The following is a 16,378-nucleotide window of genomic DNA, read 5'->3' as shown; positions in this document are numbered from 1 at the left end:
CATATAGGCCTCGGGATCGGGATAGAAATTGTCCTCGGACAGCCAGCGCGTCGGCAGCACTTCCTTGTCCCAAAGATGCGACCTCGCGACGAGTCGCAGCGTCGCCTCTTTCACCGGATCGACGGGGGACCAGAAGCTGACGGTCTGACGCCCCTCAACGAAGTAATAGGGGCCATCCTGATGCCAGGGCGTGGGTTTGGTCGTGCCCGGCTCCTTGACCAGAACATGGTCGTGAAAGACCTGCACTGTGCCGGACCCCATCAGCCGCGCCGCCACTTCGGCCACGTCGGATTTCGCGATTACCTCACCGAATTCCGGGATGCGCTGCCAGTTGCAGTAATCGTCAAAAAACCGCCCGCCCTCACCCGGCTTCAGGTTCTCGGCGGCATAGGGGCCGGGGTCGGCCATGTTGCGCTCGATCCCCGCCGCGATCACATCGACCCAACCGGACCAGAGCCCCTTGATCAGCACCGCCCCGTCGCGCTGATAGGCCGCGACCATCTCATCCGTTACCGTGACTGCCATCGGCCCCTCCCAGCTTTTCGGCCACACTCATCACGCGCCCGAGGATCGTCAATAGCGGGTCGTCATCCGGTGGCCACGGGCAAAGTAAAGCCGCACATGGGTGATCGCCTGTCCCTCCCACCAGGTCGTGCGTTCCACCGTAAAGACCGGTTCGCCGGGGCTCATCGACAGGTAGCCGCCCACGCGGGTATCGGCGGCTGTAGCAAGGAAACTGATCTCCACCTCGGAAAACGGCACGGCCTTGACCAGCCATTCATTGGGACCGTCGGTGGTGAAGTCTGCATCTTCCGCGCGCGGCAGGGCGGCAAGATTGATCCAGCGATCCTCGAACTGATAGGGTGCGCCATCGGCGGCATGAAGGCAGGCCAGATGCAGCACCCCTGCCCCGGCGGGCAGCCCCATTCGCGCGCGCAGCCAGTCCGGCGCCGGACCCGGATCGCGTTCCAGCAGAGCATAACGATAGCGCGCGCCACTCGCCTCGATCTCTTCCCGCACCAGAGGGATCTCAAACCGCGCGGCACGCAGGGGCGAGGGGCGCACCCGCGTACCCGCCTTGCGGCGGCGTTCCAGCAATCCATCCTCGGTCAGTTCCCGCATCGCCCGGTTGACCGTCGCCCGCGCGACCCCAAAGGTCTCGGCCAATTCGACCTCACCGGGCAGCAGCGTTCCCGGCGACCAGTCCCCATCGGTGATCCGGCGCAGGATCTCTGCCTTCACCTCACGGTAGCTTGTCAGGTCGGGGCGTGGCGCATCGCTCATGGACTTCGTATCGCTTTTGTTATTTGCTCAAGCATAACGGCTTTTTGCCTAAGGAAAAGAGATGCGCATCATCCGGCCCGACGCCTTCGCAACACAGCAATGGAAGAACGGCGGCGGCGTCACGCATGAGATCGCGCGGGCTGAGGACGAAAGTGGCCTGATCTGGCGGCTGTCGATGGCCGAGGTCGCTTCGGACGGGCCCTTCTCGGCATTCCCCGGCCTTGAGCGCATCCTGACCGTGATCGACGGCGCGGGGCTGATCCTTGAGACAGATGGCGGGCCGATAGCCGCCCGTCCGCTGGACCCGGTGCGGTTTTCCGGCGACCTGACCATCCATGGGCGGTTGATTGGCGGCAAGGTCCGTGACCTGAATCTGATCTACGATCCCAAACGGATAGATGGCGCGGTTCGGCTGGTCGACGGCACGCATCCGCTGCATGACGGGCCTGTGGCCGCGCTTTACTGCCTCTCGGGCCGGTTCCGGCTTTCGGGGGAAGAGATCGGTTCGGGATGCGTCGCCATACTTGACCCCGCCGCGACGGCCCCGAAGGCCGATCCCGGCGCAACCGGTCTTTACATCTCGCTGCAAGAGGTCTCAGTTTAAAGTCCCCCGACCAGTTCTTTCACCGCATGGCGGTAGGCCGGAACAACGCGGTCACGTGCGATGTGCCGCCCCCCCCGGACGGCATGCCGCCCCGCTGACCAGAGGTCGGTGATCAGCCCGTCGGGTGCCGCAAAGACCAGACCGTCGAGAAGCTGCGCTTCATTCAGTGCGCAGAGCGTCGGATGGGTGCTGTCGATGGCGACCAGATCGGCCCAATCCCCAGTGGCAATTGCCCCCGCTTCGCGTCCCATTGCGCGTGCACCACCCGCCGCCGCGCCGGTGTAGAGTGCGGTCCCGACCGATCCCGGCCCGGTCACCATGACATTGCGCTCTACATCCCGCAGCCTTTGGGAATATTCCAGCGTCCTGAGTTCCTCCACGAGCGAAATGCGGATGTTGGAATCCGAACCGATCCCGAAGGCCCCGCCCGCCGCCAGCCAGCCCGGCCCGTTGAACGGCCCGTCACCAAGATTGGCCTCGGTGATCGGGCAGAGCCCGGCAACCGCGCCGGATCGCGCGAGACCCGCCGTTTCTTCCGCCGTCATGTGTGTCGCATGGATCGCGCACCAGCCGGGGCCAACGGACGTGTTATTCAGCAGCCATTCCACCGGTCGCGCCCCGAGCCAGCCCGAGATATCCGCAACCTCCTGCGGCTGTTCGGCGATATGGATATGGACTGGCCCGCCCGCCGCCAACGGCAGCGCCGCGGCCAGATCATCAGGCGCGGTCGCCCGCAGCGAATGCGGTGCGACGCCGACGCGTGTATCCGCGGGCAGGCCCCTTGCCGCCGCCCGCGCCGCCTGAACCAGCGCACCGAACCGGTCGACATCATTGCCAAAACGCAATTGCCCGCCCGCAAGCGGCTTTTTCCCGGCTCCGCCATAGGAATAGAGCACAGGCAGATGCGTGAGCCCGATCCCCGTCGCCCCGGCCGCCGCAAAGATACGGGTGCTGAGTTCGGCGATATCGTCATAGGGCGCCCCGCCGGGGCGGTGATGCACATAGTGGAACTCACCCACCGCCGCATATCCCGCCTCCTGCATCTCCAGAAAGACCATCGCCGCGATCGCCTCCACCTGTTCGGGCGTCAGCCGGTCGAGAAAGCGGTACATCAGCTCGCGCCAGGTCCAGAAGCTTTCCCGCCCCGCCGCGCGATACTCGGTCATGCCCGCCATCGCCCGCTGAAAACTGTGGGAATGGAGGTTGGAGAGCGCGGGCAGCAGCGTATCGACGCGCGCGTCCCCGGCCCCGGCCTCCGCGCCTGTCTCGACCGAGGCGATGCGCCCCTCTGCGATCCCCAGCCGCACATTGTCAGCCCAGCCCTGCGGCAGCAGCGCCCGTGTCGCGAAAATCATGTCTGGGCTCCATTATGTCTAGACATAAAACTCATACTCCCGTAGAAAGCATCGAAGCAACCGAATTCTTCCCGACAGGCCCCCATGCGACAGCCAAACGCCCTTTTCGTGAACTGCCGCGCCGCGACGATGGCAGGTGACGCGCCCTATGGGCTGATCGAGGGTGCCGCCATCGCGGTCACGGCCGACGGCATCCTCTGGACCGGGGCCGAGGCCGACATTCCTGCCGCCGTCGCGCATTATCCGCGCCATGACCTTGGCGGGCGGCTGGTGACGCCCGCGCTGATCGACTGCCACACGCATCTGGTGCATGGCGGCAACCGCGCCAATGAATTCGAGATGCGGCTGAACGGCGCGAGCTATGAAGAGGTCGCAAAGGCCGGGGGCGGCATCATCTCGACCGTCCGTGCCACGCGCGAGGCGAGCGAGGACGACCTTGTGGCCGCCGCCCTGCCCCGGATCGACGCGCTGATCGCCGAGGGCGTTTCCACGGTAGAGATCAAGTCGGGCTACGGGCTCGACATCGACACCGAACTGAAGATGCTGCGCGCGGCGCGGCGCCTGGCCGCGCTACGCCCCATCGAAGTTCACACGACCTTCCTCGGCGCCCATGCCGTGCCTGCGGAGTTCAAGGACCGCGCCGATGCCTATCTCGATAAGGTCTGCATCCCGGCGCTGAAGGCCGCGCATGAGGAAGGGCTGGTCGACGCTGTCGACGGCTTTTCCGAAGGCATTGCCTTTGCGCCTTCCCAGATTGCCCGGGTTTTCGACGTGGCGAAGGCACTCGGCCTGCCGGTCAAGCTTCATGCCGAGCAGCTCTCCAATCTCGGCGGCGCGACGATGGCGGCCTCCTATGGCGCGCTGTCGGTGGATCATCTGGAATATCTCGATGAGGCAGGCGTTGAGGCCATGGCGGGCGCAGGAAGCACCGCTGTCATCCTGCCCGGCGCCTTTTACGCGATCCGCGAAACGCAGGTGCCGCCCATCGACCTCTTCCGCAAGCACAAGGTGCCTATGGCCGTCGCGACCGACCTCAACCCCGGCTCCTCGCCGATGAACTCGCTGCTACTGGCGATGAACATGGCCTGCACCTTGTTCCGCATGACGCCGGAAGAGGCATTGGCAGGCACCACGCGCAACGCGGCGAAAGCCCTTGGCCTGACCGACCGGGGCATGATCGCGCCCGACCACCGCGCCGATTTTGCCGTTTGGAACGCCGAACACCCGGCCGAGCACAGCTATCGCTTCGGCTTCAACCCGCTCCACCAGCGCATCATTGGAGGCTGGATTGACATCCCTCTCGCTTAGGCCCGGCGCCGTCACGCTGGCCGACCTCGCCCGCCTCTATTCCGAAAGCCTGCCAGCCCGGCTCGACCGCAGCGCGAAACCCGCCGTCGAACGCGCCGCCGCCGCGATCGCCGAGGCCGCCGCAGGCGACATCCCGGTCTATGGCGTCAATACCGGCTTCGGCAAACTCGCCTCGGTCCGCGTCGCGCCGAAGGATACCGCAACCCTGCAACGCAACCTGATCTTAAGCCATTGCTGCGGTGTCGGCGCACCCATTCCCCGTGCCCATGCCCGCCTGATGATGGCGCTGAAGCTGCTCTCACTCGGGCGCGGTGCCTCGGGCGTGCGCTGGGAGGTGATCGAACTGATCGAGGGGATGCTTGAGGCGGGCGTGACCCCGGTCATTCCCGCGCAAGGTTCGGTCGGCGCCTCCGGCGACCTCGCCCCGCTCGCCCATATGACCGCCGTAATGATCGGCGCGGGCGAGGCGGAGTATCAGGGCGAGGTCCTGCACGGCGAAATGGCCCTGACCCGCGCGGGCCTGACACCCGTGATCCTCGGCCCCAAGGAAGGGCTGGCGCTGATCAACGGCACCCAGTTTTCCACCGCCTTCGCGCTGGCCGGCCTCTTCGACGGCTGGCGCGCGGCGCAGGCCGCCCTAGTAACCTCGGCCCTCTCGACCGACGCCATCATGGGCTCCACCGCGCCGCTGCAACCCGAAATCCATGCCCTGCGCGGCCATGCGGGCCAGATCGAATCCGCCGCCTGCCTGCGCGCGCTTCTCGACGGGTCCGAGATTCGCGAAAGCCACCGCGAGGGCGACACCCGTGTGCAGGACCCCTACTGCATCCGCTGCCAACCGCAGGTCACCGGTGCCGCGATGGACGTGATGCGCATGGCCGCCCGCACGCTGGAGGTGGAGGCCAACGCCGCCACCGACAATCCCCTTGTGCTGACCGAGGCAGGCCTCATCGTCTCGGGCGGCAACTTCCATGCCGAGCCTGTGGGCTTCGCCGCCGACATGATCGCGCTGGCGCTGGCCGAAATCGGCGCCATTGCCCAGCGCCGCGTCGCGCTGATGGTCGACCCGACCCTGTCCCACGACCTGCCCCCCTTCCTGACCCCTGATCCGGGCCTCAATTCCGGCTACATGATCGCCGAGGTCACGACGGCGGCTTTGATGAGCGAAAACAAGCATCTCGCCCATCCGACAGTGACGGATTCGACCCCCACCAGCGCCAATCAGGAAGACCATGTCAGCATGGCCGCCCACGGCGCCCGCCGCCTTGGCCGTATGGTCGAGAACCTGAACCGCATCCTCGGCGTCGAACTTCTTTGCGCCGCGCAGGGCATCGAGTTCCGCGCGCCCCTGAAAACCTCTGCACCATTGCAAAACGTCCTGACCCGCCTGCGCGCCGAGATCCCGACCCTGGCCGAAGACCGATACCTTGCGCCTGAACTGGAATCCGCCGCCCGCCTCATCGGCGCAGGCTCCGTCGTCGAGGCAACCGGACTTGCCCTCCCGGGGCTCGCGCCATGAGCGTTTTCGACGTCACACGGGGCGACAGCCCTGTCATCCTTGGTCAGCCCCATGGCGGGACATGGCTGCCCGAAGCCCTGACCGCGCGGCTCAACGACAACGGCCGCAAACTCGCCGATACCGACTGGCACATCACGCAGCTATACGACGGGCTGTTGCCGGGCGCGACGGTCGTCCGTTCCAACGTCCACCGCTACGTGATCGACGCCAACCGCGACCCGGCGGGCGTCTCGCTCTATCCCGGACAGAACACGACCACGCTCTGCCCGCTGACCGATTTCGACGGCAATCCGATCTGGGAGGACGGGCAGGACCCCGGCGAAGACGAAATACTCGCCCGCCGCGACGCGTTCCACCTGCCCTATCACACGGCATTGGCCGATGAGATCGAACGGGTGAAGACCCGCCACGGCGTGGCGATCCTCTACGACTGCCACTCGATCCGCTCCAACATCCCCTTCCTCTTCGAAGGCACGCTGCCGGTCTTCTCCATCGGCACCAATGACGGCCAGACCTGCGCCGCCCGCGTCCAATGCCTGACCGCCGATCCCTGTCAGAATGCAACCGGCATGGATGCCGTCGTCAATGGCCGCTTCAAGGGCGGTTGGACCACGCGCCACTACGGCCGACCGGAAACCGGTATTCACGCGATACAGATGGAACTTGCCCAGCGCGCCTACCTCGCCGCCGAGGCCGCCCCGTGGAGCTATGACCGCGAAACGGCCGCACCTACCCGCGCGGTCCTCGCAAAGATCCTGAAAAACCTCGACCACCTCGCCCGCTCCGGCGCGCTGACCTGAAGGAGGCCACGATGCTCGACCTCGACCGCAAGAATACCCGCGACATCTTCCCGCCCACCGGGACCGAACTGAACGCCAAGAGCTGGCTGACCGAGGCTCCCCTCCGGATGCTGATGAACAACCTGCACCCCGACGTCGCCGAGAACCCGCATGAACTCGTGGTCTATGGCGGCATCGGCAGGGCGGCGCGCTCATGGGGTGACTTCGACCGCATCGTCGCGGCGCTGAAAGAGCTTGAGGCCGATGAGACCCTGCTGGTCCAGTCGGGCCGCCCCGTCGCGGTGGTCAAGACCCATGCCGACGCCCCCCGCGTGCTCATCGCCAATTCCAACCTCGTGCCGCATTGGGCCACCTGGGAACATTTCAACGAGCTCGATCGCAAGGGCCTGATGATGTACGGCCAGATGACAGCCGGATCGTGGATTTACATTGGAACTCAGGGCATTGTGCAGGGAACTTACGAGACCTTCGCCGAAGCCGGACGCCAGCATTACGGCGGCGATCTTACGGGCAAGTGGATCCTGACCGCGGGTCTTGGCGGCATGGGCGGCGCTCAACCCCTGGCCGCCGTCTTCGCCGGCGCGTCCTGCCTCGCCGTCGAATGCGACGAGACCCGGATCGATTTTCGCTTGCGTACCAGATATCTGGACGAAAAAGCTAAGACACTCGACGAGGCGCTGACACTCATCGCCGACTGGACCGCGAAGGGCGAGGCGAAATCCGTGGGCCTCCTTGGCAACGCCGCCGAGATCGTGCCTGAACTTGTGGCCCGCATGAAGGCAGGCGGCCCCCGCCCCGACATCGTCACAGACCAGACCTCGGCCCACGACCCCGTCCATGGCTACCTGCCCTTGGGCTGGACCGTCGCCGAATGGCGCGCCGCACAGGAAAGCGACCCGAAGCGCGTGGAACGCGAAGCCCGCGCCGCGATGAAGATCCACGTCGCCGCGATGGTCGATTTCCACGAGGCGGGCGTGCCCACCGTCGATTACGGCAACAACATCCGCCAGGTCGCGAAGGAAGAGGGGCTCACAAACGCCTTCGCCTTCCCCGGTTTCGTTCCGGCCTATATCCGGCCCCTCTTCTGCAAGGGCGTCGGCCCCTTCCGCTGGGTGGCACTTTCCGGCGATCCGGAAGACATCGCCAAGACCGATGCCGCGATGAAGAAGCTCTTTCCCGAAAACACCCACCTTCACCGCTGGCTCGACATGGCCGCCGAGCGCATCGCCTTTCAGGGCCTGCCCGCCCGCATCTGCTGGATCGGCCTCGGCGACCGGCACCGCGCCGGGCTGATGTTCAACGAGATGGTGGCGTCAGGCGAACTGAAAGCGCCGGTCGTCATCGGCCGCGACCACCTTGATTCAGGCTCCGTCGCCAGCCCCAACCGCGAGACGGAAGCGATGAAGGACGGCTCCGATGCCGTCTCCGACTGGCCGCTCCTCAACGCCCTTGTGAACACCGCAAGCGGTGCCACCTGGGTCAGCCTGCATCACGGCGGCGGCGTGGGTATGGGGTTCAGCCAGCATTCCGGCGTTGTCATCGTCGCCGACGGCACGCCAGAGGCCGCCAAACGCCTCGAACGCGTCTTGTGGAATGACCCGGCCTCGGGCGTCTGGCGCCATGCCGATGCGGGCTACGCGATCGCGAGGGACTGCGCCAGGGAACACGGGCTCAAACTCCCGACGATCCTCGGCACCTGAAACACGTTCCTTCCATTTGGCATAAATATCCCGGGGGTCCGGGGGTGGAACCCCCGGCGGGTCGCCCCGGACTTGGTCCTGGGCAAAACCCGGCTCAGAGCCAATAGGGATTGGACCAGGCCTTGCGCCCGGCCCGGTCGACAACCGTCACGCGCAGCCAGGGCGAGCGGAACCAGTGGTTCATCTCCACCCGCGCCCGGGTCATCGAGAGGCCATGAACCGCATTGGCCGACTGGCCATGGCCTTGGATGATCACCGTCTCGCAGGGCGAACATTCGACCTCGACCCATTTGCCATCGGCGTCAATCCGCCTGATTTCAGGGCCTTGCGTCGAATAGTTCATCCCCGCCTTCAAGGCGGCCAGCAAGGCCTCCGGCGCGTTCTCTTCGGCTTTCACCATCACCCAGCCGCCGAAATAATCATCCGTGGCCAGATGCGCATCATCGGTGGCAATGGCATTTACCCGCCGCCCGGCGCTCAGCATCTGATCGGCCATGGCCAGCCCGTCGCCCCGCGCCGCCACCACCTCGCAGCCGTGATTGTAGATCTCGACCGCATGGGCGGCCTCGATCGCCATCGCATCGTTCAGCGTCAAACCCGACCATTGCGGATGCGCCACCGCGACAAAGGCCCCCGCCGCCCGCGCCCGTGCCGCAATGGCGGCGGCTTCTTCCGCCCCCGCCACCGGCCAGAAATGCGGCGCATCGGGGGCTGCGAAATCCTCCGGCAAGCCGACCGCCAGGATATGCCACAGATCGCCGCTGTCCTGCCGCCCGGCATGCAATTCGGCCCCCATCAGCGTCGTAAAGCCCGGCGCGCGAAAGGGCCGGGTATTGGCAATGGGATATTTGTAAAAGCCGATGAAGTGCTCGGTCAGAGCCAGAAAGTCATAACCCGCCTCACGGTAAAGACGGCAGACCTCGCCCGGCTCCAACGCCCCGTCCGACAGGGTGGAATGAGTGTGAATATTGCCCCGGAAGAACCGTCCGGGGGCAGTGAAGGCATCCTGCATATCAGCCTCGCGCAGATCAGTCGGGCGCAGAGTGCCGATCCCGTGGCGATATGCAAGCGCGACGCCGCGTGACCCGCCCCCTTGCCTCGGCACGCCCCTTCTGGTCTGGTCCCCGCCAACCCATAACCACCCCGGCAGACCCTTTGTTCTTCTACCGCCTTCTCGCCCGGATCCTGTTTTCCGCCTATGCGCTGCGCCTGCGCCTGGGGGGCAGAGGCGAGGCCTATGCCGAACGGATCGGCCGGGTGCCGCGCGACAAGAAAACCGACCCACTCCTCTGGCTTCATGCGGCATCGAACGGCGAACTGACTTCGGCGCGCACGGTGATTGAAACGCTTCAGACCCGCGCACCTGCCTTGCGCCTTCTGATCACCACCAACAGCGATACCGCAAGGGCGCTGGCGCGCGACTGGGGGCTCAACGCCGTCCTCGCCCCGCTCGACATGCAGGGCCCGGTCCACCGTTTCCTTGACGCAACCCGGCCCGCCGCGCTGGTGGTGGTCGAGAATGAGCTGTGGCCTGAACGCCTGACCGCCTGCGCCGCGCGTGGCATTCCGGTGTTCGTCATCGGTGCACGGATGTCGGCAACAAGCGCGCGGAACTGGGCGCGATTCCCGGGCCTCGCCCGCCGGGTGATGGAGAGCATCGGCTATCTTTCCGCGCAGGATACGGCCTCCGATGCGCGGTTCCGCGTGCTCGGTCTCGCGCCCGATCGCATCGGCCCCGTCGCCAATCTGAAATCGGCGGCAAGGGCCAAACCCACAGAGGCCACCCTGCCCTTTCCCCGCTGGGCGACACTGCTGGCAGCCTCGACCCATGAAGGCGAAGAAGAAATCGTGCTTGCCGCCTTCGCCCGCGCCCATGCCGAAAACCCCGAGCTGCGGCTCATCCTCGCGCCCCGCCACCCCCGCCGCCGCGATCAGGTCGAGCGACTTATCGCCGCCACCGGCCTCGCCTCCGCCACCCGCTCGCGCGGCGGTATTCCGGGACCGGACACGGTGATCTACCACGCCGATACGATGGGCGAGATGGACCTCTGGTACGCCGCAGCGGGCATGACCTTTGTCGGCGGCTCGGTGGTCGACAAAGGCGGCCACACGCCGTTCGAGCCCGCCGCCCATGGCACGGCCATCCTGCACGGGCCCCATACCACCAATTCCGCCCCCGCCTATGACGCGCTACACGCCTCAGGCGCATCTGTCGAAGTCCGGAACTCAGAAGATCTGTCTGCCGCGATCCTGCGCCTTGCCGATCCTGACGCACAGATGGCCCTTGCCCGCAAAGCCTCGGATGCTTTGGCCGGGCTTTCAGCGGATAGCGGCCTTGCCCCCTTCTATACGGACCTTGCCCGCGCGATGGACCTGCCGGATATTGCGGGTTGAACGGAGACGATATGCAATTCTCCCTCGACGACCTCGACGCCGCACTGGCGGTTGTCCACCGCCACATGGCACCGACCCCACAATATGCCTGGCCGCAGCTCGCCGCGCGCACCGGGGCTGAGGTCTGGGTCAAGCATGAAAACCATGGGCCGGTCGGGGCCTTCAAGGCGCGGGGCGCCATCACCTTCATCGACTGGCTGAAACGGACCCATCCCGACAGCCCCGGTATCATCACCGCGACGCGCGGCAATCACGGCCAGGCGCAGGCACGCGCCGCCACACATGCCGGGCTGCGCGCGGTGGTCTATGTACCCCGTGGCAATTCACCCGAAAAGAACGCCGCGATGCGCGCTTTCGGGGCCGATTTGCGCGAATTCGGCGCAGATTTCGACGAGGCCCGCGAAGAGGCGATGCGGATTGCCAAAGCCGAGGGCCTGTTCCCCGTACCGCCCTTTCACCGCGAACTGGTGCGCGGGGTCGCGACCTATGCGCTTGAGTTCTTTCGCGCCGCACCACCGCTCGACACCGTCTATGTGCCGATCGGCTGCGGATCGGGCATCTGCGGTACGATCGCGGCCCGCGATGCTCTCGGGCTGTCCACCCGGATCGTCGGTGTGGTGTCCACGCAGGCTGCCGGGGCCAAGCTTTCGGTCGAGGCGGGACACGTGGTTGAAACCCCGGATGCGAGGACATTCGCCGACGGAATGGCAGTGCGGGTTCCGGTTCAGGCGGCGCTCGACATCTACCGGGCCGGGGCCGAACGGATTGTCGCGGTCAGCGACGATCAGATTGCCGAAGCGATCCGCGTCTATTTCGCCGATATCCACAATGCCGCTGAAGGTGCAGGGGCCGCCGGACTAGCCGCCCTTCTGAGCGAGGCCCCGGCGATGCGCGGCAAACGCGTCGGCGTGATCCTGTCGGGCGCGAATATCGACAGCGAACTCTTCGCCGGGATATTGGCGGGCCGCACCCCGATTGCGTAACGTTAATGTAACAATTATGTGACAACCTGTCTGGTTCACTGCCTTATTCTGTGCTAAACAACTTATTAAGAGTTCCGTCGGTAGAACGGGAATGAATGAGAGTTTTGACAAGAGGCAGGAGCCTTAAAAGGGCTTCGGGCAGATCATGAAACAAGGAAACAGCACTTCGGATGATGTGCGCCACGCGACAAGTCAGCTTGCGGCGCTCTGCTACCGGGTAACGAAGAAGAAGGGCACTGAGATCCTTCTTATAACCAGTCGCGATACCGGGCGCTGGGTGATCCCGAAGGGATGGCCGATGAAGGGCAAGAGCGATGCCGACGCGGCCGCGATCGAGGCCTTTGAGGAGGCTGGCGCCAAGGGATATCTCTGCCCGGATTGCGCAGGAATTTTCACCTATGACAAGGTGATGGATGACGGATCAAAGCAGCCCGTTGTCGTTTCGGTCTTTCCCATGGAGGTCGACAAGCTCGTCTCGGATTTCCCTGAAAAGGGTCAGCGTCGGCGCAAATGGTTCGCCCCCCAAAAGGCGGCAACACGCGTCGACGAACCTGAATTGCGCGACATTCTGGCGGCATTCGACCCGTCGGAACTTTCCTGTCCGCGCCCCGGAAAAGCTTGATTTTTCCGGCAAACTGCCCACATAGAGCGATGATTCTGTAGGGTGGGAACATGATCCGCTACACGCTTAACTGCGCCGACGGGCATGGCTTTGAAAGCTGGTTCCAGTCGGCCGAGGCCTTCGACCGGCTCCATGCGGCCGGCCATGTGGCCTGCGCGGTCTGCGGATCTGAAAAGGTGACAAAGACGCTGATGGCGCCCTCTGTCCGCCCCGCGCGCAAGGCGGCGAAACCCGAAGCGCCTTCGCTGTCGACGCCCGCCAACAAGATGGAAGAGGCCGTCACCCGGATGCGCCGCGAGATCGAGGCGAATTCCGACTATGTCGGTCTGAATTTCGCCGCCGAAGCCCGCGCGATGCATGAGGGGGAGACCCCCGAACGGTCGATCTATGGCGAAGCAAAGATCGAAGAGGCGAAAAGCCTGATCGAGGACGGCATTCCCGTTGCCCCCCTGCCTTTTCTGCCCGCGCGCAAGACGAACTGACAAGGGGGGGCCGTCCGCCCCTTCGTCGCCGTGAGTATTTCCTGACAGAAAGTGGAGGCGACCATGCGTATTCTTATCACTGGCGCGAACCGGGGGATCGGACAGGCGCTGCTTGGTGCCTGCACCGCGCGCGGTGACATGGTCACGGGCACCGCGCGAAAGACCGGTGGGCTCCTGCGGCTTGATGTCACCGATCCGGGGTCGGTCCGGGCGATGGCGGAACGCTTCGGCACAGCTCCGCTCGATCTTCTGATCTGCAATGCCGGGGTTTATCTCGACAAGGGTGAGGCTTTGTCGTCCGGCTATCCCGCCGACCTCTGGGCGGCAACCTTCGCGGCCAATGTCACGGGCGTGTTTCTGACCGTGCAGGCGCTTCTGCCCAATCTGCGCGCCGCGCAGGGCAAGATTGCGATCCTTTCCTCCATCATGGCCTCAGATGTGCGCGCCCCGGGCGGCAGTTATATCTACCGCGCCTCCAAGGCCGCCGTGCTCAATCTCGGTCGCAATCTGGCTGCGGACCTGAAGCCCGACGGCATTGCCGTCGGCATCTACCATCCGGGCTGGGTTCGCACTGAAATGGGCGGACCGGGCGCCGATATAGACATGGACACCTCGGCGACAGGCCTGATGTCCCGGTTCGACGCGCTCAACCCGGCGACCAGTGGTTGCTTTGAGGATTACGCAGGTCGTGCTATCCCGTTCTGAAAGCTTGCGACAGAGGATATCAGGCGATGAAACTTCAGGCGCAGGCGCTCTTTGATCGCATGGCATCTGCCTATCGCGCAGGGGACGCGGCGGGATGCGCGGACTGCTTCACGGATGGTGCCCTCCTTCTTTCCCCCTATGCGCCCGAGGCACGGGGTCGTGCGGCCATCGAGGCGTTGCACCGGGACTGGACCAGCGATGGCGGCAACAGCAAGACCCTGACCGTGATCGAGGCGGGATGCGAGGGCAATACCGGCTGGTGCCTCGTGGACTATAGCGAAGGCGACATGACCGGTGATGGAAAATCGCTGGGCATTCTTCGGCGCGAACCCGGTGGCTGGCGCATCAGCCATTGCTGCCTCGTGGCCGACGATCCACCTTTGGCCGAAGAGTAGCGCGGTCGCCATCGCCCCTTGCCCTCGCCCCCCGCCCCGCATAAGAAGCGCCGGACTTTGACTCGGGCGCGACAGGAGGGCCGGAATGCCGCTTCTCGTGATGAAATTCGGCGGCACCTCGGTGGCCGATCTCGACCGCATCGCCAATGCCGCCGAAAAGGTCAAACGCGAGGTGGAACGCGGCTATGACGTGATCGTCATCGTCTCGGCCATGTCGGGCCGCACCAACGAGCTGGTGGGCTGGGTCGAGGAAACCTCGCATCTTTACGACGCGCGTGAATATGATGCCGTCGTCGCCAGCGGCGAAAACGTGACGGCGGGCCTGATGGCGCTGCGCCTGCAGGAAATGGACGTGCCTGCACGATCCTGGCAGGGCTGGCAGGTGCCGATCAACACCACATCCGCCCATTCCGCAGCCCGTTTCGTATCGATCCCGCGCGACAATATCGACGCCAAGTTCGAAGAGGGCTTCAGGGTTGCCGTCGTCGCGGGCTTTCAGGGCGTTTCGGAAGAAGGCCGGATCACCACGCTTGGGCGCGGTGGCTCGGACACCACCGCCGTCGCCTTCGCTGCCGCCTTCGAGGCCGAGCGTTGCGACATCTATACCGATGTAGACGGGATCTACACCACCGATCCCCGCATCACATCGAAAGCCCGCAAGCTGGAAAAGATCGCCTTCGAGGAAATGCTGGAACTGGCATCCCTCGGCGCCAAGGTCCTGCAGACCCGCTCGGTCGAGCTGGCGATGCGCTACAAGGTGCGTCTGCGGGTCCTGTCCTCGTTCGAGGATACCGACGACAACTCCGGAACCCTGGTCTGCGACGAGGAGGATATCATGGAATCGAAAGCCGTATCGGGCGTTGCCTATAGCCGCGACGAAGCCAAGGTGACGCTGGTGACGGTCGAGGATCGCCCCGGCATCGCCGCCGCGATCTTCGGACCTCTGGCCGAGGCCGGGATCAATGTGGACATGATCGTCCAGAACATCTCGGAAAAGGACTATGAAGGCCACACCACTGCGGTGACCGACATGACCTTTTCCTGCCCGACCAATCAGGTCGCCCGTGCAAAGAAGGCGATGGAAGATGCCCGCGCTTCGGGTGCGATCAATTACGAAGACCTTGTCGTCGATACCGAAGTGGCCAAGGTTTCGGTCGTCGGCATCGGCATGCGGTCGCAATCAGGCGTCGCGGCGAAGATGTTCAAGGCCCTGTCGGCCGAGAACATCAACATCAAGGTCATCGCGACCTCCGAGATCAAGGTTTCGGTGCTGATCGACCGCAAATATATGGAGCTTGCCGTTCAGGCGCTGCATGACGCGTTCGAACTGGACAAGGCGGGCTGAGCCGAGAGCATTCTCTGCCTTTGGCAAGGTCCGCCCCTGATACGTTCGGCGGCAGACAAACCGATAATACACTGCGAGGCTTGGCTGAAATCACAAGTTTCAGAATTCGAACAAAAAAGGTTCGAATTCTGAGTCAATCCAAACGCGAAACGCCTTACTCCGACGCCGCCGAAAACCTCTGTAATCTGGCCGGGATCCTTCCCTTGTCGCAGAAACCGTGCAAAGCCCGATCAAAAAAGTGATCGCGCTCAGTCCAGCACCGTTCTTGCTGCGCCAGCAACAGGTTGTTTTGCCGCAGAATCGGCTCGCTCCCGTCATGCGCCGAACGGGCTCACGAAAGACCGTTCAGCCCTTACCTCGCCCTTCGCACGCGGAACCGTGGTCAAGGCTCCGGCCGGAAACGGCATACGCCCGGAACTTCCCCATCGATCCACCCTTCGGGTGACCATCGCTGAGGCAAAGCTCAGCGATCCAGATCCGGGTCAGCAATGTGGCACGAAAGTCGGCTTTGCATGGCATCTGACACAAATGCAAAACCTGCAACGCTATAGGGTCCGGTGATCAGAAAAGGCTGCCTTGATCGGGCGGCGGCGGATCCGATTTCTGGCGTTTGGATTTCGACGCGCCGCCAGTCAGAACCGGCAGGGTTCCGTCGTGGAACTCGATATCAAGCGCCGCAGCGCCCTCTGCCGCAGCTTTCGTCGTCACCACTTGTCCCTCGGCCCGGATCACCGCATAGCCGCGCTTCAGCGTCTCGGTATAGCCAAGCGTCTGGCGCATGCGGTCCCTCGCGGCCAGCCGCTCGGCCATCGCATCCAGTCGCTGGCGCTGTGCATTGAAAAGACGGTCCGTAAGGGCCTCCAGATCAGCCCGGCGGCGGGC

17 protein-coding genes are annotated in these 16,378 nt (G+C 64.7%); 12 read left to right on the top strand and 5 right to left on the bottom strand.

The window, feature by feature from the left end:
• Both WBB85_RS21205 and WBB85_RS21200 read right to left on the bottom strand, forming a co-directional pair.
• The coding region (locus WBB85_RS21205; protein WP_432640565.1) for a phytanoyl-CoA dioxygenase family protein at positions 1 to 525 on the bottom strand (525 nt) is incomplete at its 3' end.
• Between the two features lie 48 nt (positions 526 to 573).
• Positions 574 to 1,284 carry a GntR family transcriptional regulator gene (locus WBB85_RS21200; RefSeq protein WP_432640564.1) on the bottom strand — a complete coding sequence of 237 codons (711 nt, stop codon included), beginning with the start codon at positions 1,282 to 1,284 and terminating at the stop codon, positions 574 to 576.
• Between the two features lie 61 nt (positions 1,285 to 1,345).
• Between WBB85_RS21200 and WBB85_RS21195 the strand changes: the two genes are divergently transcribed.
• Positions 1,346 to 1,888 (top strand): HutD/Ves family protein, encoded by a 543-nt coding sequence (locus WBB85_RS21195; protein ID WP_432640563.1) that lies wholly within the window; start codon positions 1,346 to 1,348, stop codon positions 1,886 to 1,888.
• Here WBB85_RS21195 and WBB85_RS21190 read toward each other — a convergent pair.
• Positions 1,885 to 3,243 (bottom strand): formimidoylglutamate deiminase, encoded by a 1,359-nt coding sequence (locus WBB85_RS21190; RefSeq protein WP_432640562.1) that lies wholly within the window; start codon positions 3,241 to 3,243, stop codon positions 1,885 to 1,887. The genes WBB85_RS21195 and WBB85_RS21190 overlap by 4 nt on opposite strands.
• 84 nt (positions 3,244 to 3,327) lie before the next feature.
• On the opposite strand from WBB85_RS21190, the gene hutI reads away from it, so the two are divergent.
• The 4 genes from hutI to hutU are packed head-to-tail and all read left to right on the top strand — an operon-like array spanning position 3,328 to position 8,570.
• Positions 3,328 to 4,551, top strand: coding sequence for an imidazolonepropionase (gene hutI / locus WBB85_RS21185; protein ID WP_432640561.1), 1,224 nt, complete (start codon positions 3,328 to 3,330; stop codon positions 4,549 to 4,551).
• Entirely contained in the window at positions 4,532 to 6,070 is a 1,539-nt protein-coding gene (hutH, locus tag WBB85_RS21180) for a histidine ammonia-lyase (protein WP_432640560.1), read from the top strand. Before hutI ends, hutH begins: the two co-directional genes overlap by 20 nt.
• Complete coding sequence (gene hutG, locus WBB85_RS21175) at positions 6,067 to 6,870, top strand: N-formylglutamate deformylase (protein WP_432640559.1); 804 nt, start codon at positions 6,067 to 6,069, stop codon at positions 6,868 to 6,870. The genes hutH and hutG overlap by 4 nt, the downstream gene beginning before the upstream one ends.
• Before the next feature lie 11 nt (positions 6,871 to 6,881).
• Positions 6,882 to 8,570: a urocanate hydratase gene (gene hutU, locus WBB85_RS21170; RefSeq protein WP_432640558.1), complete on the top strand. Its 1,689-nt coding sequence runs from the start codon at positions 6,882 to 6,884 to the stop codon at positions 8,568 to 8,570.
• Positions 8,571 to 8,664: 94 nt separating this feature from the next.
• On the opposite strand, the gene WBB85_RS21165 is transcribed toward hutU, so the two are convergent.
• A complete protein-coding gene (locus WBB85_RS21165; RefSeq protein ID WP_432640566.1) occupies positions 8,665 to 9,582 on the bottom strand; it encodes a PHP domain-containing protein in 918 nt (305 codons plus the stop codon).
• A 143-nt stretch (positions 9,583 to 9,725) separates the two neighbouring features.
• Here WBB85_RS21165 and WBB85_RS21160 point away from each other — a divergent pair, with 143 nt between their 5' ends.
• The 7 genes from WBB85_RS21160 to WBB85_RS21130 all read left to right on the top strand — a co-directional run bounded on the left by WBB85_RS21160 (position 9,726) and on the right by WBB85_RS21130 (position 15,496).
• The gene (locus WBB85_RS21160; RefSeq protein ID WP_432640557.1) at positions 9,726 to 10,964 is read left to right on the top strand and encodes a 3-deoxy-D-manno-octulosonic acid transferase; all 1,239 of its coding nucleotides are present in this window, start codon (positions 9,726 to 9,728) and stop codon (positions 10,962 to 10,964) included.
• 11 nt (positions 10,965 to 10,975) lie between these two features.
• Positions 10,976 to 11,947, top strand: a complete 972-nt coding sequence (locus WBB85_RS21155) for a threonine dehydratase (protein ID WP_432640556.1) — start codon at positions 10,976 to 10,978, stop codon at positions 11,945 to 11,947.
• Between the two features lie 145 nt (positions 11,948 to 12,092).
• The gene (locus WBB85_RS21150; protein ID WP_432640555.1) at positions 12,093 to 12,569 is read left to right on the top strand and encodes an NUDIX hydrolase; all 477 of its coding nucleotides are present in this window, start codon (positions 12,093 to 12,095) and stop codon (positions 12,567 to 12,569) included.
• Positions 12,570 to 12,619: 50 nt separating this feature from the next.
• Complete coding sequence (locus WBB85_RS21145) at positions 12,620 to 13,051, top strand: DUF1178 family protein (protein WP_432640554.1); 432 nt, start codon at positions 12,620 to 12,622, stop codon at positions 13,049 to 13,051.
• 63 nt (positions 13,052 to 13,114) lie between these two features.
• Positions 13,115 to 13,756, top strand: coding sequence for an SDR family NAD(P)-dependent oxidoreductase (locus tag WBB85_RS21140; RefSeq protein WP_432640553.1), 642 nt, complete (start codon positions 13,115 to 13,117; stop codon positions 13,754 to 13,756).
• A 26-nt stretch (positions 13,757 to 13,782) separates the two neighbouring features.
• Positions 13,783 to 14,151: a YybH family protein gene (locus WBB85_RS21135; protein ID WP_432640552.1), complete on the top strand. Its 369-nt coding sequence runs from the start codon at positions 13,783 to 13,785 to the stop codon at positions 14,149 to 14,151.
• An 85-nt stretch (positions 14,152 to 14,236) separates the two neighbouring features.
• Positions 14,237 to 15,496 carry an aspartate kinase gene (locus WBB85_RS21130; protein WP_432640551.1) on the top strand — a complete coding sequence of 420 codons (1,260 nt, stop codon included), beginning with the start codon at positions 14,237 to 14,239 and terminating at the stop codon, positions 15,494 to 15,496.
• A gap of 561 nt (positions 15,497 to 16,057) precedes the next feature.
• Here the strand turns inward: WBB85_RS21130 and WBB85_RS21125 are convergent.
• A partial coding sequence (locus tag WBB85_RS21125) for an exodeoxyribonuclease VII large subunit (RefSeq protein WP_432640550.1) occupies positions 16,058 to 16,378 on the bottom strand: 321 nt, incomplete at its 5' end.

Origin of the sequence: Albidovulum sp., assembly GCF_049646345.1 — a bacterium.
Lineage (GTDB): Bacteria > Pseudomonadota > Alphaproteobacteria > Rhodobacterales > Rhodobacteraceae > Albidovulum.
Note: the sequence above shows the minus strand (reverse complement) of the source record. Positions and strands in the feature narration are given on the sequence as shown.

Bases quoted from the DNA above. Each gene is read 5' to 3' on its own strand.
- WBB85_RS21200 (WP_432640564.1), bottom strand. From the start codon at position 1,284: ATGAGCGATGCGCCACGCCCCGACCTGACAAGCTACCGTGAGGTGAAG.
- WBB85_RS21195 (WP_432640563.1), top strand. From the start codon at position 1,346: ATGCGCATCATCCGGCCCGACGCCTTCGCAACACAGCAATGGAAGAAC.
- WBB85_RS21190 (WP_432640562.1), bottom strand. From the start codon at position 3,243: ATGATTTTCGCGACACGGGCGCTGCTGCCGCAGGGCTGGGCTGACAAT.
- hutI (WP_432640561.1), top strand. From the start codon at position 3,328: ATGCGACAGCCAAACGCCCTTTTCGTGAACTGCCGCGCCGCGACGATG.
- hutG (WP_432640559.1), top strand. From the start codon at position 6,067: ATGAGCGTTTTCGACGTCACACGGGGCGACAGCCCTGTCATCCTTGGT.
- hutU (WP_432640558.1), top strand. From the start codon at position 6,882: ATGCTCGACCTCGACCGCAAGAATACCCGCGACATCTTCCCGCCCACC.
- WBB85_RS21165 (WP_432640566.1), bottom strand. From the start codon at position 9,582: ATGCAGGATGCCTTCACTGCCCCCGGACGGTTCTTCCGGGGCAATATT.
- WBB85_RS21155 (WP_432640556.1), top strand. From the start codon at position 10,976: ATGCAATTCTCCCTCGACGACCTCGACGCCGCACTGGCGGTTGTCCAC.
- WBB85_RS21150 (WP_432640555.1), top strand. From the start codon at position 12,093: ATGAAACAAGGAAACAGCACTTCGGATGATGTGCGCCACGCGACAAGT.
- WBB85_RS21145 (WP_432640554.1), top strand. From the start codon at position 12,620: ATGATCCGCTACACGCTTAACTGCGCCGACGGGCATGGCTTTGAAAGC.
- WBB85_RS21140 (WP_432640553.1), top strand. From the start codon at position 13,115: ATGCGTATTCTTATCACTGGCGCGAACCGGGGGATCGGACAGGCGCTG.
- WBB85_RS21135 (WP_432640552.1), top strand. From the start codon at position 13,783: ATGAAACTTCAGGCGCAGGCGCTCTTTGATCGCATGGCATCTGCCTAT.
- WBB85_RS21130 (WP_432640551.1), top strand. From the start codon at position 14,237: ATGCCGCTTCTCGTGATGAAATTCGGCGGCACCTCGGTGGCCGATCTC.